Here is a 24,641-nt window from a genome sequence, read left to right as displayed (position 1 = left end):
AAGCGGAACAAAGGCTGTTCCCCTGGCCTCAATTAACCTACTAAATAGAATGTAAAAGAAAGGGCCCGCACCAAACAGTGCGAGCCCTTTATGCATATTTTCTAAAGCTGTACGTGCTTCAGCTCAACGCTGAAAGCAACAGCCGTCAAGGCTATTTGTTATATCAGCGCTGGGTACTACTGTGTTTTCAGTTTAGCCAAATGCTGTTCCAATGTGCTAACGGCGGTAAAGATGGCTTTCGAACTCTCTGCCGATGCCTGTGAGTTGCTGGATACTTCAGATGTAGCGTTGCCTATTACTACCATGTTTCTGTTGAGCTCTTCACTTACTTGGCTCTGTTCTTCAGCGGCTGCCGCCATTTGCGTCATGCGCTCGCTGATCTCTCCTATTTGAAGTACCGTGGTTTGCATTTTTTCAAGGGCTGACTGGGAAAGCTGTGCTGCACCTTCGGCTTTCTGACTGCCAGTGTGTATGGTTGTTACTGTGTGATCAACTTCGCTTTGTAATGCTGTAATCACCCTACCAATTTCACCTACCGATTCTGCTGTCTTGGAAGCAAGAGAGCGCACCTCGTCAGCAACGACACTGAATCCTCTTCCATTTTCTCCCGCACGTGCTGCTTCAATAGCTGCGTTTAGTGCCAAGAGGTTGGTCTGGTCAGCTATCGCGCCAATAACGTCAAGGATCTTTTTGATGTCAGCGCTTCGTTGAGAGACTGCTTGTACAGCGTCCGATGCGTTTTGCATTTCACTCGACAGTTCTATTACTGAATGTGTTGATTGAGAAATTTCACTTTCCGTTTGTTTTACAGAATTTGTCGCGTTATCCGCATTATTTGCGGCGTCGGCGGCGGTTCGCGCTACCTCTTGAGCAGTTTGCGACATTTCAGTAATAGCGGTGACAACGCTATCAATTTCAGCTTGTTGTACTTGAATTAAAGAATTCGTGCTCTGTGTGTGGCTTTGTGTTTGTTCGCTTTGCGCTATAACTTGAGCGCACGACTGTTTTGCTTGCTCAAGCAACTCACGTACTCTTTCTTTAAATAAGTTAAACGCTTCGCTTAACTGAATAAGTTCAGCGTGAGAGTCCACTTGAATGTCTTGGGTCAGATCACCACCTTGACCAGCAAGCTCTTCCATTCTTTGAGCGACCTGTCGCACTGGCTGAATAATGCTTTTTGTGAACACGAAAACCAGAGCAAGAGCAATTGCGGTACATATTATCGCTACAATTAGTTGGGTGGTTAATAATGAGGTTACTGACGAAGATATCATCTCCTCTAGTGAAGTTATTGGCGCCAGCGCATTCGTTTTATTAACGCCAACGATCATTTTCCATTTCACCTTTGCCACATTAAGCGATATGTCTTGTGAAACATATAGCATACCGTCACTTTCATAGAGCCCTGATTGTTGGTCGGCATTGAGTAGGCGACTTGATTTCGCTTCATCGCTAAATACTTCAGAAAATGGACGAGCTAACTTACTCTTTGCGCTCGTTGCTGCAACCACTAATCCATTTTGGCTTACAACGTAAACTTCAGCATTACCGTCGTACAGCGATGCCTTTAGACTTTCAGCTCGTTCTTGGATAATAGGGAGGTTTAAGTCAGTGCCTACCACTCCACGAAAACGATTATTAACAATGACAGGAACCGTAAGGCTTGTCATTAGTTCGCTGTAGCCTTCACGGATTTCGTATTTATAAGGGTTAGATACACACGGTGTGAGCGTCTCCTTGTTACACAAATACCACTCTGCAGCCCTGAAGCCAAATTCATCTAAGGTAGTGTCATGTTTAAGCGTTGGGTCGGTAATCAAAACCTGTTCGGGCTTATTGTTAGCGCCCCGAATGAAATAGACTTCAAAAGCTTCCTGTGCCGGGAGTCGAATGAGTCTTTCCGCTACTGTTTTCTGCAGCCTTGCCATCGAACAAATTAGCCTCGAACTGAGCGTACATACTTGATGTGACATTCGTTGTTAGCACACTTTTAACCAGTCTCTCTGCCTGCTCTCTACTTAACGACAATTCGTCGCTTGCTTCAATACTCGAAGTTAACTGGGTCGCGAGCGCAGTCGGCAAGTAGTGGGCACTGTTAAGCAGAGCTTCTGTTTGCGCCGCAAATTGTGCCGCCTTAGCTGATACTGTCCTTTCTATTTGTTCGACAACTTCTGAATTAACATGTTGATCAATCTGACGCTCTGTACTTTTAAGTAGCACATAGCTTACGCCAATAAAAACCGAAGCAAGCAAAATAAATAGTATGCCTACAACAAACATGAGTTTAGACGACAAGGAGTAGCTTTTTTTCATGAATAATAACTTAGCTAGGATATGTGCAGCCCGCGTGTAGCGGAACGTTTATGTGAACGCTTCAGCGGATTCGTTTTCTATAAAGTTCCGTAAAGCGTAATGATATTAAGTGTAGGATGTTTTGATAATTATGCTTACTTATTATACGTAAAACCTTATGTGAAGAATGTAATAACTCGTTTTTTCATAAATACACAGGTATTTTATCTTATACCTTTTTGGTGTGAATGTGACCGGAATCACCGGTGAATTGCGTAGTTATTGGTAGAAATAATATGTGTAAGCAATTTAAAGGACGAGACAAATCGGATGCCGGATAAAAAGAGTGAAGCAGGTGAACGACGTAAAGACGTGGCGCTTAGTCATACCGAAGAGAAAGACGTAAGAGATAATCAGAGCTTAAATTCTGTTTCTTTGTATGCCATTGTCCACAGGGAAGGGTTAGAAGAACTGCAGCGCCCGATGATGTCACTGTGGTGGTCTGGTGTTGCAGCAGGTATTGGTATTTCGCTTTCTATTTTAGCTGAGGGCATTCTGCATCAGCTTTTTGTAAACTCCCCCAATCAGTTTGTTATTGAAAATTTGGGCTATACGGTTGGTTTTGTGCTGGTTATAGTTGGGCGCTTACAGTTATTTACTGAAAATACGCTTTCGGTCATTCTTCCGTTGTTAAGCAAGCCGTCTTTATACATGGGTTCCTGCATTACGCGTTTGTGGCTTATTGTTTTCGCCGCCAATATGTTCGGCACCTTTTTGGCTGCGTTTTTCAGCTATAGCTTGCAAGCAGTTCCACCAAACCTCGTTGAAGGAATGACTGCCATATCTGAGCACTACGCTAGATTATCACCGTCAGACGCCTTCTCATACGGCATTACGTCTGGTTTTATCATTGCCGCTATTGTGTGGATGAAGCCTTCGGTTAAGCATTCTCAAATATTGATGATCGTTATTTTCACATATTTAATTGCGATTGGAAATTTCACGCACGTGATAGCCGGTTCAACAGAGCTTTTCTTGTTAGCACTGCAAAATAAAATAAGCGTTGTTGAAACCGTTTCTCTCATCGGCGCTACATTGCTTGGAAATATTGTTGGTGGAACGGGCCTGTTTGCACTGTTGGCCTATGGGCAAGTGGTAAGGGAAATCGAGAAATAACATTAGTAGACAAAAAATGCCCTTAGCGCAAAAACGCGAAGGGCATTTTAAATAAAACGTTAGCGCACTTGTAAATTACTTATGACGCTCACGCAATACATTAAGCGCATCGTTCAATGACATATCGCTTGCTTGAAGCAGAACCGTTAGGTGATACAGCAAATCAGCGGCTTCATTCTTTAACTCTTCTTTGTCGTGTACAGTCGCAGCCAATGCGGTTTCTACACCTTCTTCGCCCACCTTCTGTGCTATTCGCTTAATGCCTTTGTTGTAAAGGCTGGCGGTATAGCTGCTTTTTGGGTCGGCATCTTTGCGGGCAGCCAAGACACGTTCTAAATCTGCAAGAAAGGTAAATGCTGGTGTATTGCCGTCAAACCAACAGCTTTCAACACCAGTGTGGCATGTCGGGCCGTTAGGGTTGGCTAGTACCAATAGTGAATCTTGGTCGCAATCGCAGGCAACGCTCACTAAATCTAGCGTGTTACCCGAGGTTTCACCCTTGGTCCAAAGGCGCTGCTTTGAGCGGCTGAAAAAGGTTACTTTGCCAGTATCAAGGGTTTTCGCCAATGCATCTTGGTCCATATAACCCTGCATTAATACTTTGCCCGACAGTGCGTCTTGCACAATGGCGGGCAGCAGATTATCCATTTTGTCCCAAGCTAGTTTATTGCTGTTTTCGTTAGTAATTATCACGGGTTTACTCCTTCTGCTTGCGCCGTTAATCCGTGACGCTTACGCATGGCAACGCCATTGCTGGTTAATTCTGCTTTTAGCTCATCAATATTGATGATGCCTTTGTGAAATACCGATGCTGCTAAAGCGCCATCTACATCAGCTTGTTGGAACACATCAGTAAAGTGAGCAATTTCGCCTGCACCACCCGATGCAATTAGCGGCACTTCACATACATCGCGCACGGCCTTCAGCTGTTTCACGTCGTAGCCTTTACGCACGCCGTCTTGGTTCATACAGTTAAGTACAATTTCACCTGCACCACGTGACTGTACTTCTTTGATCCAATCGATGGTTTGCCACTGGCTTTTCTGCGTGCGGCTTTCATCACCGGTGAACTTATACACTTCATATTGGTCGGTCGCTTCGTTATAGAAGCTGTCGATTCCAATCACGACGCACTGCTGACCGTATACATCATGAAGCTGATTAATAAGCTCGGGGTTATTAAGGGCAGGGGAGTTAATTGAAATCTTATCTGCACCCATTTCCAAAATGCGTCCAGCATCTTCAATGCTCTTAATGCCGCCAGCTACACAAAACGGGATATCAATAACCTGTGCAATACGGCTTACCCAGCTTTTATCTACTACGCGGGCATCAGAGCTTGCGGTAATATCATAGAATACTAGTTCGTCGGCACCTGCTTTTGCGTATTGCTCAGCAAGAGGCACAATATCACCAATAATTTCATGGTTTCTAAACTGAACGCCCTTAACAACTTTGCCGTCGCGTACGTCTAGGCACGGTATTATGCGTTTTGCCAGCATGCAATAGCCTCCTTCACCGTAAACTTACCTTCAAGTAGTGCGCGCCCTAAAATAACGCCGCCAACGTTTGTGGGTTTTAGCGCTTCAATATCAGCGATGCTGCCAATACCGCCAGACGCTTGCCAACTTGCATTAGGGAAGCGGGCTGCCATTTCTTGATACAGCTCAGTGTTCGCACCTTGTAGCGTGCCATCGCGGCTAATGTCGGTACACAGCACATGCTTTGCGCCTACTGTAGCGAAGTCTTCAAGCAAGCCTTCAAGGGCTACGCCAGAATTCTCTTGCCAACCGTGGGTAGCAATAAGCTTTTCACCGCTGTCGTTAATATTGATATCAAGGGCCAATACAATGTGCTCTGGGCCGTATTTTTCTACCCAAGACTTTACAAGCTCGGGTTGTTTTACCGCCAAAGAACCAATCACTACGCGGCTTACGCCCGTTTCTAGTAATTGCGCCACTTCTTCTTCACTACGGATACCGCCGCCTGCTTGAAACTGCATGCGCTTAGTGTCAACCATTGATTTAATAAGCGAAAGCTGGCGTTTGGTTGTGTCTTTAGCGCCTGTTAGGTCAACAATGTGCAGCCAGGTTGCACCTTGGTCGGCATAGTCGTGAACCACGTCTACTGGGTCCAGTTCGTATTGGGTTTTCTGCTCGTAGTCGCCTTGATAAAGGCGCACTACGTGTCCGTCAATAAGATCAATCGCTGGAATAATCATTATAGGTTCACAAAGTTAGTCAGTAATTGTGCTCCGGCCTCGCCAGAACGCTCTGGGTGAAATTGCACCCCGTAAAAGTTGTCTTTATTTATAGCTGCTGAAAACGTATTACCATAAGTGCAGCTTGCAAGCGTGTGCTCGTATTCAGGTACCGCAAAGCTATGCACAAAGTAAAAGTAGGTATCTTGTGGAATGCCCTTAAATAAACTTTCTTCTTTATGAGAGACTGTGTTCCAACCCATATGAGGTAAGCGCACGCCTTTTGATTCCATGCGAGCCACATGACCTGGCATTAGGTTCAAACAGTCGATGTTGCCTGTGCCTTGAAAGCCACCTTCGGCGCTGGTTTCCACCATAAGCTGCATGCCTAAACATACACCTAATACAGGTTGGGTAAGCGACTGCAGGGTTTCCACTAGCGCTTTTTGTTTTATGCTTGCCATGGCTGCAGCGGCGGTACCTACGCCGGGTAAAAACACTTTATCAGCGTTTTTTATCACGTTTACATCGTCAGATACGTCTACTTCAACGCCTAAGCGCTCAAGGGCAAAGCGTACCGATGAAATGTTCGCGCAGCCGGTATTTACTATGACTATTTTTTGTCGCTGGCTGGGGTTTACCACTGACATTACAGGGCTCCTTTACTGCTTGGCAGTGCATCGCCTTGGCGCGTAATAGCTTGACGAAGGGCACGTCCAAATACTTTAAACAAGCTTTCTACTTGGTGGTGTGCATTGCCTTCGCTGGTGGAAAGATGAAGCGATAACCCCATGCTTTGTGCAAGCGAGTAGAAGAAGTGTGGCACCATTTCTGTGGCCATTTCGCCTACTTGGTCGCGGCTAAATTCAGCGTCAAACTTAAGGTGTGGGCGGTTAGAAATATCCATGATACATTCCGCACGACACTCATCCATTGGCAAAGCAAACCCAAAGCGACCAATACCTCGTTTGTCACCCAGCGCCTTTTTAAGCGCCTCGCCTAGTGCAAGCGCGGTATCTTCTACACTGTGGTGATCATCAATGTGCAAATCACCATCAGTAGTCAGATTTAACTCGAAACCACCGTGGGTAGCAATTTGGTCGAGCATGTGATCAAAAAAGCCCATGCCAGTTTGAATGGTCGACTTAGCTTGCGAGTCTAAATCTACACGAACGCGAATATCGGTTTCAGAGGTGGTACGCACGACCTCTGCAATACGTGAAGACGCAAGCAAGCTTTTCTGAATGTCGTTCCAGTTTAAGCTTTCACGGTTGTACTGAAAGCTGCGAATACCCATGTTTTCAGCAAGCTGTACATCGGTAATTCTGTCACCAATAACAAACGAACGAGTGAAATCCACTTTGCCCTGCTGCAAGTATTCTTGCACTAAGCCAAGCTTTGGTTTGCGGCATGTGCAGTTATCAGCATCGAAGTGCGGGCAAATAAGCACGTCGTCGAATACTACGCCTTGGCTTTCAAAAATGGCCATCATGGCATTGTGTGGCTTCTCGAAATCTTCTTGAGGAAAACTGTCTGTACCCAAGCCGTCTTGGTTACTTACCATCACGAGTTTAAACCCAGCTGCCTTTAGTTTAAGTAGCACAGGAATAACGTTTGGCTCGAATACCAGCTTCTCTAAACTATCTAATTGCTTATCTACTGGCGGCTCTTCTACGAGTGTACCGTCGCGGTCAATAAATAAAATGGCTTGCTGACTCATGCCGCGTCCTCATTATTTTTAAATTCGTTAATTAGCTGCATTAAACGCTGGTTTTGCTCTTCAGTGCCTATGCTTACGCGCAAACAGTTTTGTAAGTTAAGCTGTTTTGATTGATCGCGAATAAGCATGCCTTGGCTTACCAAGTACTGCATTAGGGCTTGCGCTTTTGCGTAGCGGAATAAGATAAAGTTTGCTCGTCTATCACCCACTAATTCAAAGCCTTCGATAGATTCCAGCGCTTCGGCTAGGGCCTCTTTTTCCCGGTTAATGGTAGCCACCTGAAGCTCAAGTAACGTTAGCGACTCAGCCGACAATGCTTGTGCAGCAATCTGCGCTACTGGCTCTGGAATGGGATAGGGCGCTATCACTTTAAGCAGAGCTTGAATAACGGGTGCCTGAGCAAGTGTAAAACCACAGCGAAGCCCAGCCAGTGCAAACGCTTTAGACAGCGTACGAAGTACCACTAAGTTTGGGTAGTTGTTAATCTCATTCGCCCATGTATTGTCGGCATCGAACTCAATATACGCTTCATCTACAACAACCAGTGCTTTATCGGCAAAGTGATTAAGCACGGCTTTGATATCTTCGCGAGCAACCGGTGTACCGGTTGGATTATTTGGCGCGCAGATGAAAATCACGTTAACGTCTTCTTCTGCGCAAACTGCATTCACATTAAGGCTAAAGTCGTCGTTAAGCGGCACTTTCTTAATGCCCACATCACAGGTTTCAGCACTGATGGCATACATACCGTAAGTAGGTGGGCAAATCAGAATGCTGTCTTTACCCGGCGTGCAGAAGGTACGGATAAGCAGTTCAATGCCCTCATCTGCACCGCGAGTAACGATAAGCTGCGACTTATCAAGCCCTGCGTAGTTTGCGTAACCACTCACTACCGCTTCAGGCTGACACGAAGGATACCGATTAAAGTTACTGCTATCTACACTATATTCGTTAGCATAAGGTGACTCGTTGGCATTAAGCCAGTCTTGACCACCTGAAAACAAGCGGCGCGCTGATTCATACGGCTTTAGCGGCACTAGGTTGTCGTTTATTAGGTTATCGATAAGTGCCGACATTAGGCGTCTCCATGCTTAAGTGCCTGCATACGAAGTGCAACAGCTTGTTCGTGGGCGTCTAACCCTTCTGCTGCGGCTAGTGCCATGATAGCAGGGCCTAAATTACGCATGCCGTCTTCACTTAACTCTTGAATGGTGTAGCGACGCATAAAGTCCAAAAGCCCAAGGCTAGAATAATTCTTAGCATAGCCGTATGTGGGCAGCACGTGGTTAGTGCCTGACGCATAGTCCCCTGCAGATTCTGGTGACCACGGACCTAAGAAAATAGAGCCTGCATATTTAATTTTTGGTAAATAATCGCGGGCATTCTCAATCTGCACAATTAAGTGCTCAGCTGCATAGGCATTGCTTGCTTCAATGGCTTGTTCAATTGAATCGGCCAAAATATAGCGTGCATTTTCCATAGCTGGGCGAGCGATTTCAGCACGAGACAGCGTAGCTAATTGGCGTTCAACCGCGGCTTTTGCTTCTTCAATAAGCGTGGCGCTGTTGGATACCAAAATGGCCTGTGAATCTGGGCCGTGTTCGGCTTGAGACAGTAAGTCTGCGGCCACAAATTCAGGGTTTGCAAATTCATCAGCAAGTACCAATACTTCTGATGGACCCGCCGGCATATCAATAGCAGCACCATCAGCACGTTGGCTAACTTGCTGTTTAGCTTCGGTAACAAAGCTATTGCCAGGGCCGAAGATTTTATCGACCTGAGGAATCGTTTCAGTACCCAATGCCATGGCTGCAACCGCTTGAGCGCCACCACACAAGAAGATTTTATCAATGCCGCATTTTCTTGCCGCATAGGCAATTTCAGGCGCAATAAGTTGTTCTTTATTTGGCGGTGTGCACAGGAGTTTATTTTCACAACCTGCCACTAGCGCTGGTACACCAAGCATTAGTACAGTTGAGGGAAGTGGAGCACTACCCCCTGGAATATACAGACCTACTGCGTCAAGGGCAGTGAAGCGGAGCTCACATTTGACGCCAGGCGTTGTGGTCAGCGCAATATCACTTGGCATTTGCGCTTCGTGAAAGGTTTTTATATTGTTAAACGCTGTGTCGATAGCGTTTGCGACTTCAGGTGTTACCTTAGCTGCAAGTGCATTGATATTCTCTTGCGAAAGCACAAGGCTTTTTAGATCCGGGCAATCGAACTTACGAGTATAGTCGAGTACTGCCGCATCACCTTCTGCTTCAACGCGGGCGATAATCTCGCCCACGGTTTGCTTTAACTGTTGGCTATTGGCCATAGCCGGGCGGGCTAGCGCCTGTTTTTTCTCATTTGTCGAGAGAGATGACCAAGTAATCATAATTGTCTGCCTTTTAGCCCATCATTTTTTCGATTGGCATTACAAGAATAGAGCTACAACCAAGGGCTTTTAGTTTTTCCATGGTTTCCCAGAACAAGGTTTCTGTAGAAACTACGTGGATAGCAACTTGCTCTTCATTTCCAGCAAGTGGAAGCACCGTTGGGTTTTCAGCACCGGGAAGTAGGCTCTTAACCTGTTCTAGGTAAGCTTTAGGCGCGTGTAGCATGATGTACTTGCTTTCTTTTGCTAGCAGTACACCATCGACACGAGGCATTAGGCGGTTAACCAGTGTTACTTTTTCGTCACTAAGTTCGCTGTCAGTACGTTTGATAAGTACTGCTTTACTGCGGAAGATAACGTCTTTTTCCACAAGGCCATTTGCTTCAAGGGTTGCGCCTGTAGATACCAGGTCACAAATTGCGTCAGCGACACCAGCACGCGGCGCAACTTCTACTGAGCCCTGTAGCATTACGGCTTTCGCGTTAATACCCTGGTCTTTGAAGTAGCGCTCAAGAAGGTAAGGGTAAGTGGTTGCTACTTTTTTGCCTTCTAAAGACTTAATACCGTCGTAATCCATCTCATTAGGTACAGCAATTGATAAGCGACAGCCGCCGTAGTCTAGACGACGCAATACTTCATACTCAAACGGCTTACCTGCTGCTTTGCGTTCAAGCATTTTTTCTTCTAGCTCGTTCTCGCCAATGAAACCAAGGTCGCAAACGCCGTCCATCACTAGACCTGGAATATCGTCGTCACGTACGCGAAGTAAATCGATTGGCTCGTTCGTTGAGTGCGCAATCAGCAGGCGATCACGAATGTTCAATTTAATGCCGATAGCTTTAAGAAGTGCGATGCTGTCATCACTCAAGCGACCTGATTTTTGTACGGCAATTCGAAGTCTGTTGCTGTTACTCATTGAAACGTTCCTTACACGTTGTGTTTTAACTTTTGATTGCGCCTAAAACGAAAAACCCCCGGAAGTTTCCTTCCGAGGGTCGAGAATTTTTCTATCTGCGCCGTTGGAAGGAAATATAGACCTTCCAGCACGAACCTGAAAGGTTATGCTTTGTGGTGATGGTGATGTTTCGCCGCGCAGTTAATCATTTTGGTAAATCTAATTCCTAATTTCGAACGGCTGAAACATTAGCGGTTTGAGCTTCGATTTGCAAGGCAAAAGTGAACTCTTTTCTTACATTAACTCTAAATTAATATACATATAATAAAACTATTTGTTATGAATTAGTTGTGAACCGTAATTTTGAGCGCTTCTCTGCCGATAAATTATAAAACAGATACACATTTTAGGAGGGCGTATGAGCAACGATTTACTGTTTCCCATTTTGCCTCGTAACACCAAAGTGCCGATTGAAACTGATGAGCGGGTGAAAAAAGTGCAGAAGACAAAGAAGTCTGAGCATCTTAGTGAAGACGATCGCGACAACTATCAAGACATAAAACGCACCGAAGTGGTTGATGCGTCAGTAGAGAACACAAAAGACAAAGAGCGAAGCAATAGCGGCGGCGGGCTAAAGCACATCGATGTTGATGTTTAGGATGTCTTTTTGGCACTAGGTTTTATTTGCAAAAAGCTCTTCAAATAACCCTTCGATTTGCTTTGTGACTTTGTGCTTTGGCAAATAGAACGGCAGTGGCTCCCGTTTAGAATGAGACTCTTTTACCTTCACCGTGGCACTTATATAGCTTTCTAATACTGGCAACCCTTGTTGCTTAAGCGATTGTACCAGTTCTGAAGGCAGTTTAGCCTGACTATTATATTGATTGACTACAATACCCAATAGCTTAAGTTTTGGGTTATGGTCCTCTTTGAGCTCTTCTGCATTGTAGAGCAAGTGCTCTATAGCTTGTGCGGAGAAATCATCGCAATCAAAGGGAACACAAAAGCCATCTGCTGCAATAAGAGCCGCTTTTGAATAGAAATTAAAATTTGGTGGCGTATCAATAAAAATATGGTCGAATTCGCCTTTCAACTCCTTTAGTGCATCTTTAAGCTTAAAAATCTTGTATCGAGATTCGAGTTCTCGTTCTACATCAGCTAAGGCTGGTGAAGACGGCATGACGAAGAGATTTTCAAAAGGTGTGGAATGAACAAACTCAATAGGCCTTTTAGCCGTTCTGAATATTCCCACCACTTGTTTAAACATATCAGCAACGGAAAGGCTTTTCTCGTTGGGGGTAAGCCCCGCATAGTGAGTACTGTTACCTTGGACATCCAGATCTACTAATAACGTTTTGTGACCCAACTTCGCGCTTTGGGCGGCTAAATTGGTACTAATCGTTGATTTACCCACCCCACCTTTTTGATTAAATACCACGACAATCATACGCGATCCCTTTGTTGAAACGGTTATTGAATACACTGATTGATTAAAATATGCCCAAATACAATAGTGGATGCAAAGTATTGTTTTTATTTTGATCGTTTGCTCTTTGTAAAAATACCTAAGCGTGACGATAAAAATGAAATTCAACTTTACATATTAATGATAATGATTATCATTGGGTATTATTTTATATTAATCGATTAAGTATGCGTTTTACTCCCACTTTACTGGCAATTTCATTGTATTCACTGTTCTCTCAGAATGTTCTTGCTCAATCTAACGAGCAAGATGATATGGAGAGCATTACTGTTACAGCCTCTGGCTTTGAACAGCTTTTGTCTCAAGCACCCGCGTCAGTGAGCGTCATCGATAGAAAACAATTGGCGCAGCGAGCTTACAAGGACATCACAGACGCACTTCGAGATGTGCCGGGGGTTACTGTAACGGGGGGCGGGTACCGCCAAGATATCAGCGTTCGAGGCCTACCTGCACAATACACATCTATACTTGTTGATGGTAAAAAACAAACAGGTAGAGAGTCCCAGCCAAATGGCAGCGGGGGGTATGAACAAGATTGGTTGCCGCCATTGGACAGCATAGAACGTATTGAAATTGTGCGCGGGCCTATGTCTACCTTATATGGTTCAGACGCAATGGGTGGGGTGATCAATATCATTACGCGAAAAAACTTCAGAAAATGGAGTGGTAACCTTCGCGCAGAAACAAAAATTCAAGAAAATTCAGACAGTGGCTCAGATAGTCAAGTTCAGCTGGCGTTTTCTGGGCCGTTAATCGAGAATTTGTTGAGCATTACAGCCAGCGGCCTTTATCAAAAGCGAGAAGAGGACGATATTGAACGAGGCTACGCAGAAAAAGATCTAAGCAACATTCGTACAGCGTTTCACTTAACACCTAATACTACAGATACACTCACGTTTGAGTACATCTTTCAAGATCAGACACGTATATCTACACCCGGTAAGTCGTTGCCAGAAAGAAATTCCTTATCAGAGACTGAAAGCGAGAGACATTCATATGCGCTGACTCACGAAGGGAAGTATGATGATGTGACTGCTCGAAGTTACGTTCAGCAAGAGTCGGTTGAAAACGTAGGGCGAGATATCACTATTGATAATCTGGTCTTTAATTCTCAATGGTCTTGGGCAGCTAGCGATAGCCACATGTTTACGGTTGGCACAGAGTTTCTTGAAGAGTCACTGGATGATTTTGATACCAACGGCGGCGAGGCGACCAATATTGAAAACAGTCAATGGTCTTTATATGGCGAAGATGAATGGCGTGTTAACGATAGTTTGGCCTTCACGCTAGGTATTCGTCTTGATGACAATGAACAGTTTAGCTCCCAAATTAGCCCTCGTGCATACGCGGTGTATAACCTCAATGATAATTGGGTAGTGAAGGGTGGTGTTTCTACCGGCTATCGTACGCCGGAGCTTCGAGAAATGGCTGAGGGATGGATTCAAGAAAGCCGCGGGGGAGATGTTTACGGTAATCCGGACTTGTCGCCCGAAACTACATTAAACAAAGAACTCGCGCTTTACTATTCCGGTGATGCTGGCTTGGAGTACAGTATTACCGTCTTCCATAATGATTTCGATGATAAAATTGCCATCGCATCATGTGAACTATCAGCCTGTTTGGATGAAACGGACCGCTACAATATCAATATCGATGAAGCTGAATCTTACGGTGCAGAATTCGCTGCAAAGTATAACGTTGGAAACTGGTCATTTAACGGTGCATACAGCTACACGCGTTCTGAACAAAAGACAGGTTCAAATGAAGGCCTACCTTTGGTTCAACAGCCTAAACATTTGTTCACGCTAAACACCACATATCGCCTATCTCAAGAAAGCGAAATCTGGTCTAGGTGGACAGTAAGAGGGGAAGAAACGGCGTTAACGTCAGTATCGTCGCGCTCTATTTTGTCCCCAGGGGTCGGTTTGTTTGACATAGGTTACAACACCAAGCTTACGCGCAATATTAAATTGCAAACGGGGCTCTACAATGCATTAGATAAAACAATGCGATATGACGAGTTTGGGTACGTTGAAGATGGCAGAAGACTATGGCTAGGGTTAAATTGGACGTTCTGAAAATAGCGGTTATTGCCTGGGCTGTTTGTGTGTGCGCTAGCTGCACTGCTAGCTCTTCGCTAACCGCTCAAGATTATGCCCGAAAGGGCCTAGAGAGCGCTACGCATTTTCCTGGTTTGGCAAACCTCTGTGATATTAGTGCTCCACCTAGAAATGTGTTCAAACTCGATGAAAAACGACGAGAACGACCTAAGCGTGCCGAAAGTGGCAGCAAGCCCGACCGCAAAGGCAAGGGGCGGCGTCAAATACCACCCCAGCAGGTCTTTGATAACCTCTATTATGTAGGGGCAGGCAACGTTGCAAGTTGGGCAATAGATACGGGCGAAAGCATTGTTCTGGTGGATGCGTTGAATAATGACGAGCAAGCTCAACAGTACATAATTGATGGCCTTTCTGCACTCGGATTAGGCAACAAGCCCATATCACACCTCATTATTTCTCATGGCCATGGCGATCACTATGGTGGGTTTGAACTTATCAAGTCAACATATAGTCCTCGCATAGTCATGAGTAATGTAGAGTGGGATTACCTCGAAAACGATAAATTTGCCAGTTATCGTTGGGGTAAAAAGCCAAACCGAGATGTGGCGGTAGCAGATGGTGAAAAATTGAGTGTTAACGGTACTGAGTTAACGCTTTATGTTACGCCAGGCCATACGCCAGGAACGTTAACGGTCGTTTTTCCCGTAATTGACGGAAGCGAAAAACATCGGGCTGTGTTATGGGGCGGTACTGGGCTCAACTACGGCCCTGATGTCTCGCGCATTCAGTCTTATACTGACTCTGCCATGACGATGAAACGATTAGTAAAAGAACAAAATATTGATGTTTTTTTATCGAACCATCCTGGGCGTGCCGGAACAAGAGAAAAGCTTGAAGCTTTAAGTAATCGTGAAAGTAATGAAAAACATGCCTTTGTTCAAGGTCGAGATGTCGTTGTTGAAGCGTTTGAACTGCTTGAAAACTGCACGCGCGCACAGTGGATGAGAATTGAGGAAAAAAAACACGAGCAACGTAAATAGCTTGGCTGAATCAAGGCAAGAAGAAGAGGGCGCTTTATGGCTGCCTCATTCTTCTTGCCAGTTTATTACCAGATGCTATTTGCAAAGAGTACTGTGCTTGTTAAACCTTCTCGCACTCAGCAAGCCTACTGCGAGAATAAAAATCGCAAACGTAGAGGGGGCACTTACTTCAGTTGAAGATGAGGTGGTAGCAAACGAACTTGCTAGTATGATCTCTCCGTTAACAATGGGATTATTGGTTAGATTGAACACCGGCCCGGTTAACGGCCCGCCAGCAGGGAATAGCGCATCGTAAAATGCATTTAGTGAGAAATCATCGAAAGATACTCTAACCGCGTTGCGTGATTCTGTGCAAGAGGTGTTGGAACACGACTTTTCGACTTCATTAACAAATATTCCCAAGCCAAAGTCAGCGATATTCAAACCTGCAAAGAGAGACTGATTTTCAAGTGCAGTAGCCGTTACGGTATTTCCCCAAAGATTCACTTCCACATCCACAATGTCTGATGAACCTGCTGTAGATAGATTCACGTTTGAGCCGGTTGTGGCGTTTCCGTCAATTTGCGAGACTGTGGAAAGTACATCAGCACTTAGCGTTAAAAAGCCACTTATTCCAAGTAAGTCTGAAAATAAGTCAAGATTAAGGTCGTTTATGGTTCCGCGGCCTGACGTAAAAAAGCTTGCCGGAACAAAACTCGTTAAAGACGATTGAGATTCGCCTTCAATAATAGTGGTGGATAGCGCGCCATCAAACTCTGTAACGTCGATGGGGCTGCCCAGCGTACCCGAAGTATTTGCGCTTGCGCCAATAATAGTTTCACTCTGTGAATAACTTTCAGGCGAACTACCGCCGGTGTGAGCTAAGTTAATAGTTGAGTTAGCAATTGCAGAGACCACATTCCCCACATTGCTTGTAATGGATAGGTCGACATGGACTGCATTCCCATAACTGCTGCCTATTATCGCAGCGTTGGACGAAAAACTGATTGCTGCAGAAGCGAACGTAGTGCTCGTTAATAGTGTTCTTACTATTGCTCTTATCGCTTTGTTGTTTTGTGGTTGCATGATGAACCCCTCGTTAATGGCTTAGCGTGCTGCTAAGCGAGCCTTTTACAAATAAAGCGTAGTCACGAGTGTTCAATTCAGTTATGAGGGTTTCCCCCTAAATTTAGACTTTCGTATACACGGCGGTGGTAAGAGAAGCTATGGGGAACACGACACTGCTTATTACTGTGATTCAGACAGCCTAAAGCTTTAGAACGGTAGCTGGCAGTTGTGCAGAAAAAATAAAAAGGCCTCTTGCATTCAAGAGGCCTTCGGTGTGTTGGATCGCTAATCGCTAATATGATTAGGAATAGTTAGGGCAGAATTAGTTTAGTTCTTTATCTACCCAAAATTTCGTGCCTTTAACAGTGGCCTGTAATGTAAGGCCGCTTTCAGTCATAGTATACACTGTGACGTTACCCAAGTAGCCTTCGCCTTCTGCAGATGCGCCTTTGTTACCGGCTTTCGCTGCTACATCCGCGTTACCACCTACGGTCCATCCATTTTCAATAAAGTGATTCATCGCTTTTTGTGTGTGGAAAACCATAACAATTCGGTAATCTTTTGCGCCCAAGCCAAGGCCTACGCCACCTTCGGCCATATTCATATATGTTTTTGCGCCGGTTACATTATTGTTTACAACACCATAGCCTGTGCCCGCCGCCACAAAGAATACGTTGATGTTAGCATTGGTAAATACGGCGTAGCCGGCAGCGTCTTTTACCTGAGAGCGCGTATCGGGCTTTTCAGAGTAAAGGCGGGCGAGCGCGTTATCTTGCATATCTAAAATAGCTTGTCGCTTTTCAGCAACAGTTCCGTCGCCCATCGAAGCGCACGCCGTTAAGGCTAACACGGCAGCCACAAACACAGATTTAATAGCTAACTTACTTATTTTCATGCAATTCTCCTTAGCATGTAGGTGTTTTATTAACTACAGAAGAAGACCATTCTTACTGTTTCTAATTCAATAAAATACCGTTTTAATTTACGTCACATTAGTTGTACGCAAAAAACGTGCTAAGTGGAGCAGGCATATATAAAATAGTAGGCGCCTTTGGTGAATCGGTGGCTTCGTGCTATTAATTTTAGCCCAAGTTGGGTTCGCTAACAGTCAGCATTCACCATTCTATTTCAAGCTCTAGCGCACCGGGATGATCGGTTTGACCGACCATTTCTTCATACGGAGTACTCTGGCGAAGCCAAACGTGCTCAAATGCTTGTGAGTCGAAATGTTCTCTAATTTCATTCAAGCAGTGAAATGTTTTAGGTTGTGATTTTTTGTCTCTAACCAGAGTGCGAGATGCACCCATGCCGGTGGACGCTAGGTAGTTACCACCCTCTAATGACTCGATGTATAAATTCATAAAGTAGCCCTCGTTAGGTCGCAGCTAACTTTGGCTGCGTCTTATAGTTAATTAGTCGAAAACGCCCACAATGATCATTAATTTTGTGTCATGAAGGTTTCCGTTTGAATCAATCGGTATCTAAAAACACAAGAGCAGCAGAAGAGTCGCTTGAAGCAAAATATAAGAAGATAGTTTTTCACCACCATTTGTTAGTGCACACCATGATTCCAGCTCGATGCAGATTATCGTGCACCTGCTTCTTATCCTCAGAGTTTAAAAATGCGCCCAACTCAAATTGCTGCATAGGCGTCTGTAAAATCAATCGTGAAATTCGTTGAAAACCTACGTCTTTTTGATAAAACAAGGATGTGTCTGGCCGTGGGAAGCATAAGCTAGTGCCGTTCGAGCATGATATGTGAATACGGTCAGCAGAAATTAAAATGGTTTCCCATCGATAGGTTGCTTTAGACACCAAGTACATAATTAGTGCTAATAGGCCTACCTCTATTCCAGCAAATGGGAGGATGACCCACGCTCCCACTATTGACCAAGCAATGGCTATCGAGCTAATGAATACGGCAAAAGCGGTAATAAGATATTTAGTTTGCTTCCAAGTTGCTGAGCGGTTTGGCGAAAGATGCAGTTGCACCTGCTGCTCAAATGTAGATACTTCAACCATATTTTACAAAGTACTGTATATGATAATTGTGTAAGTAAAAACTTATACGTTATGAGCCAACAATAGTTTGAAAAATGTACTGATGCGAATAGTTAATGTACCAAGCGAGTTTGTTTTTTAACAATTATCATAGTTTTGTCGTAAGGACGTGTGTGATCTCTTTATTAAAGCGCCAACCTAGCAAATCAATTTTTGTTCTACTTCTTCTTACTTGGTGTAGCCTTTTATTAGCGCAGCCTGCACCTATTGAACTTGTTAAAGAGTTCGGCCTTTTCAGCGTTCTTGGTGTGATAGGTGCTATATTTGCGAACGCCACTGGAGCCGGCGGTGGCGTGGTGTTCGTTCCATTTTTCAATTACCTGTCATTTTCATCGCAAAGCGTAGTGGCAACTAGTTTTGCTATTCAATGCTGCGGCATGACCGCTGGAGCATTAACTTGGGCGGCTTACTATAAAAAACAGCACAAACACGATAACTACTGGAGAGCGTTTCCGAGCGCACTCATGCTAACCGTTCCTTCATCTATTTGTGGCATAGGGTTCGCGCAATATTCGTCGCAAAGCCAATTGTTTTTAGCGCAATTATGGGGCGGTGCCAATAACCTTCACATTGCTTTCGGCGGGTTTTCTATTTTATTAGCCATTGCCATTTTTGCGTCTGTTCCATTAATGAAGCGCACTCGTTTTAATAAGGATTTACAAACAAAGGATTTAGTGTTTTTACCTTTCATTGGTTTTGTGGGCGGCGTTATTACAGCTTGGCTTTCAGTGGGAGTGGGTGAGTTAGTGGCGGTTTACTTAATTATTCGTAGCTTTAATGTCACTATGTCTATCGCGGTAGCCGTTATTCTATCGGCTTTTACCGTGTGGTCTGCGTTGCCATACCATGCTTTTATTGGGGAATCTGTGGTGTGGCAGGTCGTTTTGTTTGCTGGTGCGGGCGCTATAATAGGTGGAATGATTGCCAAATATGTAGTTTTGGCATTTTCTGTTCAGCGTCTAAAACTTTTTTTCGGTATGTGGGTACTAATTTTAGGAGTTACAAGTTTACCTATTTAAGTCATGAGCTTGCCATAGTTAGCAGTCCAGCTTGCTGCAATTTAAAGCCTAAAAGTAACATAGTGCATGGTAACGCTCACTATTAAGGTTCTTCTTCTAAACGCTTATCTCGATAAGGAAAGATAATATGGATATCAATCCTGTTCCCCAGAAACGCTATAACGTGCTTCAGCCTAAATGGTCATCTCATGCGGTTATTTATCAGGTCAACACCCGACAATTTTCAGAAGAAGGAACTTTTGAAGGAGTAAGGAAGGGTCTTGCGCATATTAAATCCCTCGGCGCGGATATTGTTTGGCTTATGCCGATACATCCTATTGGTGAAAAAAACAGAAAAGGCGAGCTTGGCAGCCCCTATGCCGTTAAAGACTATTTGGCCATTAATCCAGAATTTGGTAGCGAAGAAGACTTTAAGGCGCTGGTGGAAGAAGCCCACCGACTTTCGCTGAAAGTCATTATAGACTGGGTGCCAAATCACAGCGCATGGGATAATCCACTGGTTGAACAACATCCCGAATGGTACGCCAAAGATTACAAGGGCGATTTTCGTCCCTCGCCGTGGTGGGATTGGAGCGATATTATTGAATTCGATTATGAGCAAATTGGCCTTCGCAAATACATGATTAATGCTTTGTGTTACTGGGTTGAAAAGTTCGATATCGATGGATTTCGCTGTGATGTAGCGGGGTATGTCCCCAACGATTTTTGGCAGCAAGCAGTGCAAACCCTAAGCGCAATCAAACCAGTTTTCATGTTGGCTGAGTGGGAGAATCGCGACCTTCACGAAAATGCGTTCAATATGACATACGCATGGAGTTGGAACGAGACGCTACACGAACTCGCACACGGACAATGTTCGCTGGATAGGTTGCGCAAGTATTATTCGTGGAACGAACGCAGCTGGCCTCACTCCGCCTATAGAATGACCTTCGTTAGTAATCATGACAAAAATGCTTGGGATGGCACACAGCGCGAACAATTTGGTGATGCGCTTGAAGCCTGCATTGCGTTGTCGGTGATCGGTGAAGGTATGCCGCTCATTCACAATGGGCAAGAAGCCGGGGAAACCAAGCGTTTAGCGTTCTTTGAGCGAGATCCTATACAGTGGCAAGAACATGAAATAGGCAACTTGTACCGCAAGCTAATTGCCCTTAAAAAGTCCAAAGCCGTGCTAGGGAATGGAGAGTACGGGGCAAGAATGATTCAGGTGCCTAACTCTAAGATGGGTGAGGTTTTTAGCTTTGTACGTTGTAGTGAAAATGAAAAAGTGTTCGTCATAATTAATTTCTCGAACGATCAGCTTGAAGTAACGTTTGAAGAACCATTATTTGAAGGTGAGTATGCGCACTGGGAGCGTGACGAGAAGCAAAGTTTTGAATCTGATTCTGTCTGTAAACTTGCACCTTGGCAGTTTGAAATATGGGTGGCTTGAAGCGTTGATCGTTTGTCCTAGTCTTTTACTACAAAAGATATACAAAATTTTTCATATCTTACCAAGCAAAAATTAAGGACGAACTATGACTACAAATGATTCAATTGAAAAGAATGAAGACCGCTCTATAAACAATCATGCTGCGCTTAAGACTTCTATCGCCAATGGGGATGTAAAAGAGGTTAAAGCACGACTTAAAGGACACGCTTTGGATAAGCTAGAAAAAGGCTATCTGATCGACCTCGCACGCTTAAGCGGTAACAGTGAAATCGAGGAAGTGATAATGTCCACACCCGAAAGTTAGATGCTTAAATAACACACCGTATGTAAGCGTGTTTCCTACTAAACAAGTGAGGGGACACGCTCTAAACTGTATTTTCGTGATTAGTATTATTTAATTATATTCGGTAGGTGAGAGCTTTGCTTCAAGTTTTCAACTTCAGCTTCAACGGGCTTTTCGAGTTTAGATACGGCGTAGGCAACGCCGAAACCCAAGCAACTTCCCACCAACACATCTGATAAGTGATGCGCCTCGCGTTTAGTCCTCGACCTTCCAATAAATGCGGTGGCAGCAAGACCTGCCGCTGACGCTAATAGTAGAGATCCAGATGTACGAGGTATTGAGCCCGCAACTGCCGCTACTGCTGACGCGTGACCAGAAGGCATAGAGTTAAATTTGTCTTTCAATGCAGGGCCTTTTATTTCAGGGCCATTTTCTGCTCTTGGGCGTTTTCGTCCAATCAAACGCTTAAGCCCTGCGTTAAGTAAGCCCGCCACTGAAGCTGACAGCGTTGACTTCAAAAGAAAGCGCTGCAGTTGTGGTGCATGAGTCATTTTAGATATAACGTAAGCTGAGCCCGTAATAGCGACAACGGATGGCGGCGTTGTCGCGTTGCTCAAAGTGCTAGATATAAGGAAGTTTTCGTTATTTTGTGCTGTGTTAGCACTGTGTCCCTTCATTTTTCGCAGCGCTCGATACGCAAGTAGGCCTTTAATTCCTGTGGAAGCTAACATAAAAATTCCCTCTTCGATAAAGCGATTAACTGCTAAAGAAAGCTCTTGTCATGTACAACATTGAAGAGATGTGTACAAAACAAGCTGTTAAAATACAAAAGAGCCGCGCATGCGGCCCTTGTATTACTTAGTCATTACTCTTCAGAGTTATCACTCAAGTCACTTTCAGACATACTGTGATAACGCTTAAATTCAGTATGCGTAATAAGTTCATCATCATTAAGGTCAATTTTATCGAAGTCGCGGGTAACACCGCTTCTTGAAGCTTCGGCTTTAGTAAGCTCGCCATCGTTGTTCGCGTCCATCATTTCAAATTCACTATGCGCGACCACCGCTTCGTCAGCGATAACTGTTTTATCGTTAACAACCGTATCTTTCGTGACTTTTTCAACTTTCGTCTTTTTTAAGTCTCCATTCGCTTTTAGCTCAGTTTCGGCTCTTAACTCGTGTGTCAACCTTTTGTCTTTCGTTGCTGCAACGACTTCATCTACATCGGTATCAACTTTCACTTCCGTTTCCATCGTACCTTTTTTACCCATGCTTTGTTTCATCGATTTTACAGTCGCAAGCACTTCATCATCGAAGTGTTGAGGGTGCTTCATAACATGAGTGTTAAACTCTTCAATCGAAAGCTGCATATCTGAATTAGCATCAATTTTAGAGAAATGCGCATAAATCTCATCGTCGTCTGCTTCTTCCCGCGAGATGTAGCCGTTGTCATCGTTGTCTAAATCGACGAACGTTGTGTCGATTTTCTCCATGTCGTTGCCAGCAAATGCACCAGCAGAAAGAGCGGCACTAATTAATGTAGCAATAGTTAACTTTTTCATATCTTACTCCTTGGTTTTTGGCCTCCATACTGCTTAAAAACGGAGGAGAGAATTCACAAAGAGTTATTCATAGTGTATGCCATTAAGATAAAGTTAAGTTAAATCAATGTGTTGGGTTTTTTAAGTGGCTCGGGGAGGCAGGCGAAATTGTGAGAACTATAGAATTTTATGAAAAAGTTACTCGTTATTTTTAACAAAAATAATACAAGTTAAGTGAGATAAACTGTGAAGCGTGTTTACAAGCGCGTAACGATAGTTAAAGTGAGGCAGTACTTGATAACTATACGGTTCTGGCACCACTAGAGAATGGCCTGCATAAGCAAGTCCACGAGAAAAAGCCTGTTCAATTTCCTGTCCGCTTTCATCAACATCAAAGTAACTTTTATAGAAGGGTGGGTTACAATTTTCATAGTTTAGAATAGGGGCAAAAAACGCATTGCGTTAAGTCGAAATTATATAGGCGCTGTTTAACACTGAATTGGTTAAAAAAATAGCAACATTTCTGTTCAAAGCACTATTTTTTTTAAAATATCGGAGTAGAATCCGCGCACCCTAATTTCGATGTGATTTTCATGGACATTGGCTTCCATCACCTTGAAGAAAAGCGTCTATTAACGCTTTCTTTTTATATTGCCGGCGCGTTTGTCGTTATTGCGCTTGGTTTTGCCATTTTTACGAGCTCAGGCGCTATTTTATTTGATGCCGCTTATTCGTTAATTGCTTTTGTTATGTCAATGCTAACGCTCAAAGTAGCTAGCTTAGTTCAACGTCCAGATGATGACCGGTTCCACTTTGGTTACACGGCAATAGAGCCTACGCTAAACATGTTTAAGTCGCTTATTATCATTGCCACGTGTGTGTATGCCGTTGCGAGCTCTGTTCAGAGTTTATTAGTAGGTGGGCACGCAGCTGAGTATGGTATTGGTATGGTCTACGGTGTTGTGGCAACGGTTGGCTGTTTTAGTATCTCTCTGTACATGCGAGTAAAAGGTAAGAATTTACTGTCCGACTTAGTAAAAGTCGATTCTCACACTTGGATGATAGACGGCGTGCTAAGTGCATCCATCTTGTTCGCTTTTATTTTGGCCTACGCGTTAGAGTTGACGGAATATAGAACGCTGTCGCCGTACGTTGATCCTGTTTTATTGATTATTCTTGGTTCGGCAATGTTGCCGGTGCCTTTTAAGATTTTGCGTGAAAGCCTTAATGAAGTAATTAACAAAGCGCCGCCTGAAGCTATCTCGGCGGTAATCGAGAAAAAATTCAAAAAAACGTTGGCTGACGTCCCATACGAACATGTGGAAGTGCGAATTAGTAAGCGGGGTAGGGATGTCTATCTGTTAGTCCACATTATCGTGGATGACGCATTCTCGATTGCAACGATCAGTGAGTTAGACGAAATTCGACTGAAATGCGAAGCAGAAATGCGCGAGTGGGATCCTGCAATCATCATGGACATCTTGTTCATAAAAGATCCTGAGCTTGCAGAGTAATGATGCGGGGGAGTGTGAAATTTCTCGCATTCTCCCCTTTCTTGGCTGGCAAAATCCTCCAAACTTTCCGATAATCAACTCTTTAAGCTAATTGAAGATGTGATGGAAACGCGACTTCCGCTATATAAAAAGCTGCTGGTAATGTACCGCATAGAACCGGGGTGCCTTGGGCCGCAAGGTGCTGACTACGTCGAGGAATTCTGTGTATTCGCCAAGAAAAAGCTAAAGGACAACAATGGTCATTGTTTGCGATGGACCATTAAGCCCCGCTACGACAAGACACTGCCCGAGCTTGAATTTCAGATAAAAAACGCCGTACTTTCCCGTGACAATGCGGCTAAATATATGGATAGCTTTGGGATTGATATCGACACTTTTGAAGAAGAGTTAGAGGAGTCACTGGCCGATTTGGTTGATGCGTTTTTTGAACGCTGATTTATTCGAATAAAGCCACCTTTGCATGCACCGCTGTATATAAGACTGAAAAACTCGAAAA

At 44.3% G+C, this 24,641-nt stretch carries 26 protein-coding genes and 1 other annotated feature; of the genes, 9 read left to right on the top strand and 17 right to left on the bottom strand.

Translation table 11 applies throughout. The annotated features are described in order from the left end of the window. Positions 1 to 176: 176 nt before the first annotated feature. Both ACYX4M_RS19180 and ACYX4M_RS19175 read right to left on the bottom strand, forming a co-directional pair. Positions 177 to 1,928, bottom strand: a complete 1,752-nt coding sequence (locus tag ACYX4M_RS19180; protein ID WP_476081350.1) for a methyl-accepting chemotaxis protein — start codon at positions 1,926 to 1,928, stop codon at positions 177 to 179. Beyond that, positions 1,864 to 2,313 carry a hypothetical protein gene (locus ACYX4M_RS19175; RefSeq protein ID WP_476081349.1) on the bottom strand — a complete coding sequence of 150 codons (450 nt, stop codon included), beginning with the start codon at positions 2,311 to 2,313 and terminating at the stop codon, positions 1,864 to 1,866. Before ACYX4M_RS19175 ends, ACYX4M_RS19180 begins: the two co-directional genes overlap by 65 nt. Positions 2,314 to 2,622: 309 nt before the next feature. Here ACYX4M_RS19175 and ACYX4M_RS19170 point away from each other — a divergent pair, with 309 nt between their 5' ends. Then, entirely contained in the window at positions 2,623 to 3,468 is an 846-nt protein-coding gene (locus ACYX4M_RS19170) for a formate/nitrite transporter family protein (protein ID WP_476081348.1), read from the top strand. A 75-nt stretch (positions 3,469 to 3,543) separates the two neighbouring features. Here ACYX4M_RS19170 and hisIE read toward each other — a convergent pair whose 3' ends face one another. Genes hisIE through hisG form a run of 8 tightly spaced genes read right to left on the bottom strand, consistent with a single transcriptional unit; the run spans position 3,544 to position 10,684 of the window. After that, on the bottom strand, positions 3,544 to 4,161 hold the full coding sequence (hisIE, locus tag ACYX4M_RS19165) for a bifunctional phosphoribosyl-AMP cyclohydrolase/phosphoribosyl-ATP diphosphatase HisIE (protein WP_105929303.1): 618 nt from the start codon (positions 4,159 to 4,161) through the stop codon (positions 3,544 to 3,546). Then, positions 4,158 to 4,970: an imidazole glycerol phosphate synthase subunit HisF gene (gene hisF / locus ACYX4M_RS19160; RefSeq protein ID WP_179983945.1), complete on the bottom strand. Its 813-nt coding sequence runs from the start codon at positions 4,968 to 4,970 to the stop codon at positions 4,158 to 4,160. Before hisF ends, hisIE begins: the two co-directional genes overlap by 4 nt. Continuing rightward, the gene (hisA, locus tag ACYX4M_RS19155; protein WP_476081347.1) at positions 4,952 to 5,689 is read right to left on the bottom strand and encodes a 1-(5-phosphoribosyl)-5-[(5-phosphoribosylamino)methylideneamino]imidazole-4-carboxamide isomerase; all 738 of its coding nucleotides are present in this window, start codon (positions 5,687 to 5,689) and stop codon (positions 4,952 to 4,954) included. The genes hisF and hisA overlap by 19 nt, the downstream gene beginning before the upstream one ends. Further along, positions 5,689 to 6,318, bottom strand: a complete 630-nt coding sequence (hisH, locus tag ACYX4M_RS19150; RefSeq protein ID WP_187446637.1) for an imidazole glycerol phosphate synthase subunit HisH — start codon at positions 6,316 to 6,318, stop codon at positions 5,689 to 5,691. The genes hisA and hisH overlap by 1 nt, the downstream gene beginning before the upstream one ends. After that, complete coding sequence (hisB, locus tag ACYX4M_RS19145; RefSeq protein WP_476081346.1) at positions 6,318 to 7,388, bottom strand: bifunctional histidinol-phosphatase/imidazoleglycerol-phosphate dehydratase HisB; 1,071 nt, start codon at positions 7,386 to 7,388, stop codon at positions 6,318 to 6,320. The genes hisH and hisB overlap by 1 nt, the downstream gene beginning before the upstream one ends. Continuing rightward, complete coding sequence (hisC, locus tag ACYX4M_RS19140) at positions 7,385 to 8,464, bottom strand: histidinol-phosphate transaminase (protein ID WP_476081345.1); 1,080 nt, start codon at positions 8,462 to 8,464, stop codon at positions 7,385 to 7,387. Before hisC ends, hisB begins: the two co-directional genes overlap by 4 nt. Then, positions 8,464 to 9,768 carry a histidinol dehydrogenase gene (gene hisD / locus ACYX4M_RS19135; RefSeq protein WP_476081344.1) on the bottom strand — a complete coding sequence of 435 codons (1,305 nt, stop codon included), beginning with the start codon at positions 9,766 to 9,768 and terminating at the stop codon, positions 8,464 to 8,466. Before hisD ends, hisC begins: the two co-directional genes overlap by 1 nt. Before the next feature lie 13 nt (positions 9,769 to 9,781). Further along, positions 9,782 to 10,684, bottom strand: a complete 903-nt coding sequence (hisG, locus tag ACYX4M_RS19130; protein ID WP_179983939.1) for an ATP phosphoribosyltransferase — start codon at positions 10,682 to 10,684, stop codon at positions 9,782 to 9,784. Between the two features lie 50 nt (positions 10,685 to 10,734). Next, positions 10,735 to 10,852: a sequence feature (His leader region), on the bottom strand. A gap of 229 nt (positions 10,853 to 11,081) precedes the next feature. Here hisG and ACYX4M_RS19125 point away from each other — a divergent pair. Continuing rightward, entirely contained in the window at positions 11,082 to 11,321 is a 240-nt protein-coding gene (locus tag ACYX4M_RS19125; protein ID WP_476081343.1) for a hypothetical protein, read from the top strand. Positions 11,322 to 11,336: 15 nt separating this feature from the next. Here the strand turns inward: ACYX4M_RS19125 and ACYX4M_RS19120 are convergent, their stop codons facing one another. Further along, entirely contained in the window at positions 11,337 to 12,257 is a 921-nt protein-coding gene (locus ACYX4M_RS19120) for a ParA family protein (RefSeq protein ID WP_476081342.1), read from the bottom strand. Positions 12,258 to 12,316: 59 nt separating this feature from the next. Here ACYX4M_RS19120 and ACYX4M_RS19115 point away from each other — a divergent pair, with 59 nt between their 5' ends. Together ACYX4M_RS19115 and ACYX4M_RS19110 are read left to right on the top strand one after the other, a co-directional pair. Beyond that, complete coding sequence (locus ACYX4M_RS19115) at positions 12,317 to 14,227, top strand: TonB-dependent receptor domain-containing protein (protein WP_476081341.1); 1,911 nt, start codon at positions 12,317 to 12,319, stop codon at positions 14,225 to 14,227. Beyond that, positions 14,200 to 15,249 (top strand): MBL fold metallo-hydrolase, encoded by a 1,050-nt coding sequence (locus ACYX4M_RS19110; RefSeq protein ID WP_476081340.1) that lies wholly within the window; start codon positions 14,200 to 14,202, stop codon positions 15,247 to 15,249. The genes ACYX4M_RS19115 and ACYX4M_RS19110 overlap by 28 nt, the downstream gene beginning before the upstream one ends. A 75-nt stretch (positions 15,250 to 15,324) precedes the next feature. On the opposite strand, the gene ACYX4M_RS19105 is transcribed toward ACYX4M_RS19110, so the two are convergent. From ACYX4M_RS19105 to ACYX4M_RS19090, 4 genes are all read right to left on the bottom strand, one after another. Further along, positions 15,325 to 16,314 carry a hypothetical protein gene (locus ACYX4M_RS19105; RefSeq protein ID WP_476081339.1) on the bottom strand — a complete coding sequence of 330 codons (990 nt, stop codon included), beginning with the start codon at positions 16,312 to 16,314 and terminating at the stop codon, positions 15,325 to 15,327. A 304-nt stretch (positions 16,315 to 16,618) separates the two neighbouring features. Further along, positions 16,619 to 17,191: a lipid-binding SYLF domain-containing protein gene (locus ACYX4M_RS19100; RefSeq protein ID WP_014950022.1), complete on the bottom strand. Its 573-nt coding sequence runs from the start codon at positions 17,189 to 17,191 to the stop codon at positions 16,619 to 16,621. Between the two features lie 220 nt (positions 17,192 to 17,411). Next, a complete protein-coding gene (locus tag ACYX4M_RS19095; RefSeq protein ID WP_476081338.1) occupies positions 17,412 to 17,657 on the bottom strand; it encodes a DUF6482 family protein in 246 nt (81 codons plus the stop codon). A gap of 178 nt (positions 17,658 to 17,835) precedes the next feature. After that, positions 17,836 to 18,318, bottom strand: a complete 483-nt coding sequence (locus ACYX4M_RS19090) for a DUF2244 domain-containing protein (RefSeq protein WP_476081337.1) — start codon at positions 18,316 to 18,318, stop codon at positions 17,836 to 17,838. Between the two features lie 152 nt (positions 18,319 to 18,470). Between ACYX4M_RS19090 and ACYX4M_RS19085 the strand changes: the two genes are divergently transcribed. The 3 genes from ACYX4M_RS19085 to ACYX4M_RS19075 all read left to right on the top strand — a co-directional run bounded on the left by ACYX4M_RS19085 (position 18,471) and on the right by ACYX4M_RS19075 (position 21,112). Further along, positions 18,471 to 19,376 carry a sulfite exporter TauE/SafE family protein gene (locus ACYX4M_RS19085; RefSeq protein ID WP_476081336.1) on the top strand — a complete coding sequence of 302 codons (906 nt, stop codon included), beginning with the start codon at positions 18,471 to 18,473 and terminating at the stop codon, positions 19,374 to 19,376. 127 nt (positions 19,377 to 19,503) lie between these two features. After that, a complete protein-coding gene (locus tag ACYX4M_RS19080) occupies positions 19,504 to 20,808 on the top strand; it encodes an alpha-amylase family glycosyl hydrolase (protein WP_476081335.1) in 1,305 nt (434 codons plus the stop codon). Between the two features lie 85 nt (positions 20,809 to 20,893). Then, the gene (locus tag ACYX4M_RS19075) at positions 20,894 to 21,112 is read left to right on the top strand and encodes a hypothetical protein (RefSeq protein WP_474873534.1); all 219 of its coding nucleotides are present in this window, start codon (positions 20,894 to 20,896) and stop codon (positions 21,110 to 21,112) included. An 86-nt stretch (positions 21,113 to 21,198) separates the two neighbouring features. Here the strand turns inward: ACYX4M_RS19075 and ACYX4M_RS19070 are convergent, their stop codons facing one another. Further along, the gene (locus ACYX4M_RS19070) at positions 21,199 to 21,822 is read right to left on the bottom strand and encodes a phosphatase PAP2 family protein (protein ID WP_476081334.1); all 624 of its coding nucleotides are present in this window, start codon (positions 21,820 to 21,822) and stop codon (positions 21,199 to 21,201) included. Between the two features lie 134 nt (positions 21,823 to 21,956). Beyond that, positions 21,957 to 22,652, bottom strand: coding sequence for an EF-hand domain-containing protein (locus ACYX4M_RS19065; protein ID WP_476081333.1), 696 nt, complete (start codon positions 22,650 to 22,652; stop codon positions 21,957 to 21,959). 572 nt (positions 22,653 to 23,224) lie between these two features. Between ACYX4M_RS19065 and ACYX4M_RS19060 the strand changes: the two genes are divergently transcribed. Then, entirely contained in the window at positions 23,225 to 24,145 is a 921-nt protein-coding gene (locus tag ACYX4M_RS19060; RefSeq protein WP_476081332.1) for a cation diffusion facilitator family transporter, read from the top strand. A 102-nt stretch (positions 24,146 to 24,247) separates the two neighbouring features. Continuing rightward, a complete protein-coding gene (locus tag ACYX4M_RS19055; protein ID WP_476081331.1) occupies positions 24,248 to 24,580 on the top strand; it encodes a hypothetical protein in 333 nt (110 codons plus the stop codon). Positions 24,581 to 24,641: the final 61 nt, after the last annotated feature.

Source organism: Alteromonas sp. ABV4_150, assembly GCF_056311745.1.
This window is presented reverse-complemented; position numbering and strand designations above follow the sequence as displayed.

Excerpts from the sequence above, each read along its gene's own strand:
- ACYX4M_RS19180 (WP_476081350.1), bottom strand. The coding sequence starts at position 1,928 with ATGGCAAGGCTGCAGAAAACAGTAGCGGAAAGACTCATTCGACTCCCG.
- ACYX4M_RS19175 (WP_476081349.1), bottom strand. The coding sequence starts at position 2,313 with ATGAAAAAAAGCTACTCCTTGTCGTCTAAACTCATGTTTGTTGTAGGC.
- ACYX4M_RS19170 (WP_476081348.1), top strand. The coding sequence starts at position 2,623 with ATGCCGGATAAAAAGAGTGAAGCAGGTGAACGACGTAAAGACGTGGCG.
- hisF (WP_179983945.1), bottom strand. The coding sequence starts at position 4,970 with ATGCTGGCAAAACGCATAATACCGTGCCTAGACGTACGCGACGGCAAA.
- hisA (WP_476081347.1), bottom strand. The coding sequence starts at position 5,689 with ATGATTATTCCAGCGATTGATCTTATTGACGGACACGTAGTGCGCCTT.
- hisH (WP_187446637.1), bottom strand. The coding sequence starts at position 6,318 with ATGTCAGTGGTAAACCCCAGCCAGCGACAAAAAATAGTCATAGTAAAT.
- hisB (WP_476081346.1), bottom strand. The coding sequence starts at position 7,388 with ATGAGTCAGCAAGCCATTTTATTTATTGACCGCGACGGTACACTCGTA.
- hisC (WP_476081345.1), bottom strand. The coding sequence starts at position 8,464 with ATGTCGGCACTTATCGATAACCTAATAAACGACAACCTAGTGCCGCTA.
- hisD (WP_476081344.1), bottom strand. The coding sequence starts at position 9,768 with ATGATTACTTGGTCATCTCTCTCGACAAATGAGAAAAAACAGGCGCTA.
- hisG (WP_179983939.1), bottom strand. The coding sequence starts at position 10,684 with ATGAGTAACAGCAACAGACTTCGAATTGCCGTACAAAAATCAGGTCGC.
- ACYX4M_RS19125 (WP_476081343.1), top strand. The coding sequence starts at position 11,082 with ATGAGCAACGATTTACTGTTTCCCATTTTGCCTCGTAACACCAAAGTG.
- ACYX4M_RS19115 (WP_476081341.1), top strand. The coding sequence starts at position 12,317 with ATGCGTTTTACTCCCACTTTACTGGCAATTTCATTGTATTCACTGTTC.
- ACYX4M_RS19110 (WP_476081340.1), top strand. The coding sequence starts at position 14,200 with ATGGCTAGGGTTAAATTGGACGTTCTGAAAATAGCGGTTATTGCCTGG.
- ACYX4M_RS19105 (WP_476081339.1), bottom strand. The coding sequence starts at position 16,314 with ATGCAACCACAAAACAACAAAGCGATAAGAGCAATAGTAAGAACACTA.
- ACYX4M_RS19100 (WP_014950022.1), bottom strand. The coding sequence starts at position 17,191 with ATGAAAATAAGTAAGTTAGCTATTAAATCTGTGTTTGTGGCTGCCGTG.
- ACYX4M_RS19095 (WP_476081338.1), bottom strand. The coding sequence starts at position 17,657 with ATGAATTTATACATCGAGTCATTAGAGGGTGGTAACTACCTAGCGTCC.
- ACYX4M_RS19090 (WP_476081337.1), bottom strand. The coding sequence starts at position 18,318 with ATGGTTGAAGTATCTACATTTGAGCAGCAGGTGCAACTGCATCTTTCG.
- ACYX4M_RS19080 (WP_476081335.1), top strand. The coding sequence starts at position 19,504 with ATGGATATCAATCCTGTTCCCCAGAAACGCTATAACGTGCTTCAGCCT.
- ACYX4M_RS19075 (WP_474873534.1), top strand. The coding sequence starts at position 20,894 with ATGACTACAAATGATTCAATTGAAAAGAATGAAGACCGCTCTATAAAC.
- ACYX4M_RS19070 (WP_476081334.1), bottom strand. The coding sequence starts at position 21,822 with ATGTTAGCTTCCACAGGAATTAAAGGCCTACTTGCGTATCGAGCGCTG.
- ACYX4M_RS19065 (WP_476081333.1), bottom strand. The coding sequence starts at position 22,652 with ATGAAAAAGTTAACTATTGCTACATTAATTAGTGCCGCTCTTTCTGCT.
- ACYX4M_RS19060 (WP_476081332.1), top strand. The coding sequence starts at position 23,225 with ATGGACATTGGCTTCCATCACCTTGAAGAAAAGCGTCTATTAACGCTT.
- ACYX4M_RS19055 (WP_476081331.1), top strand. The coding sequence starts at position 24,248 with ATGGAAACGCGACTTCCGCTATATAAAAAGCTGCTGGTAATGTACCGC.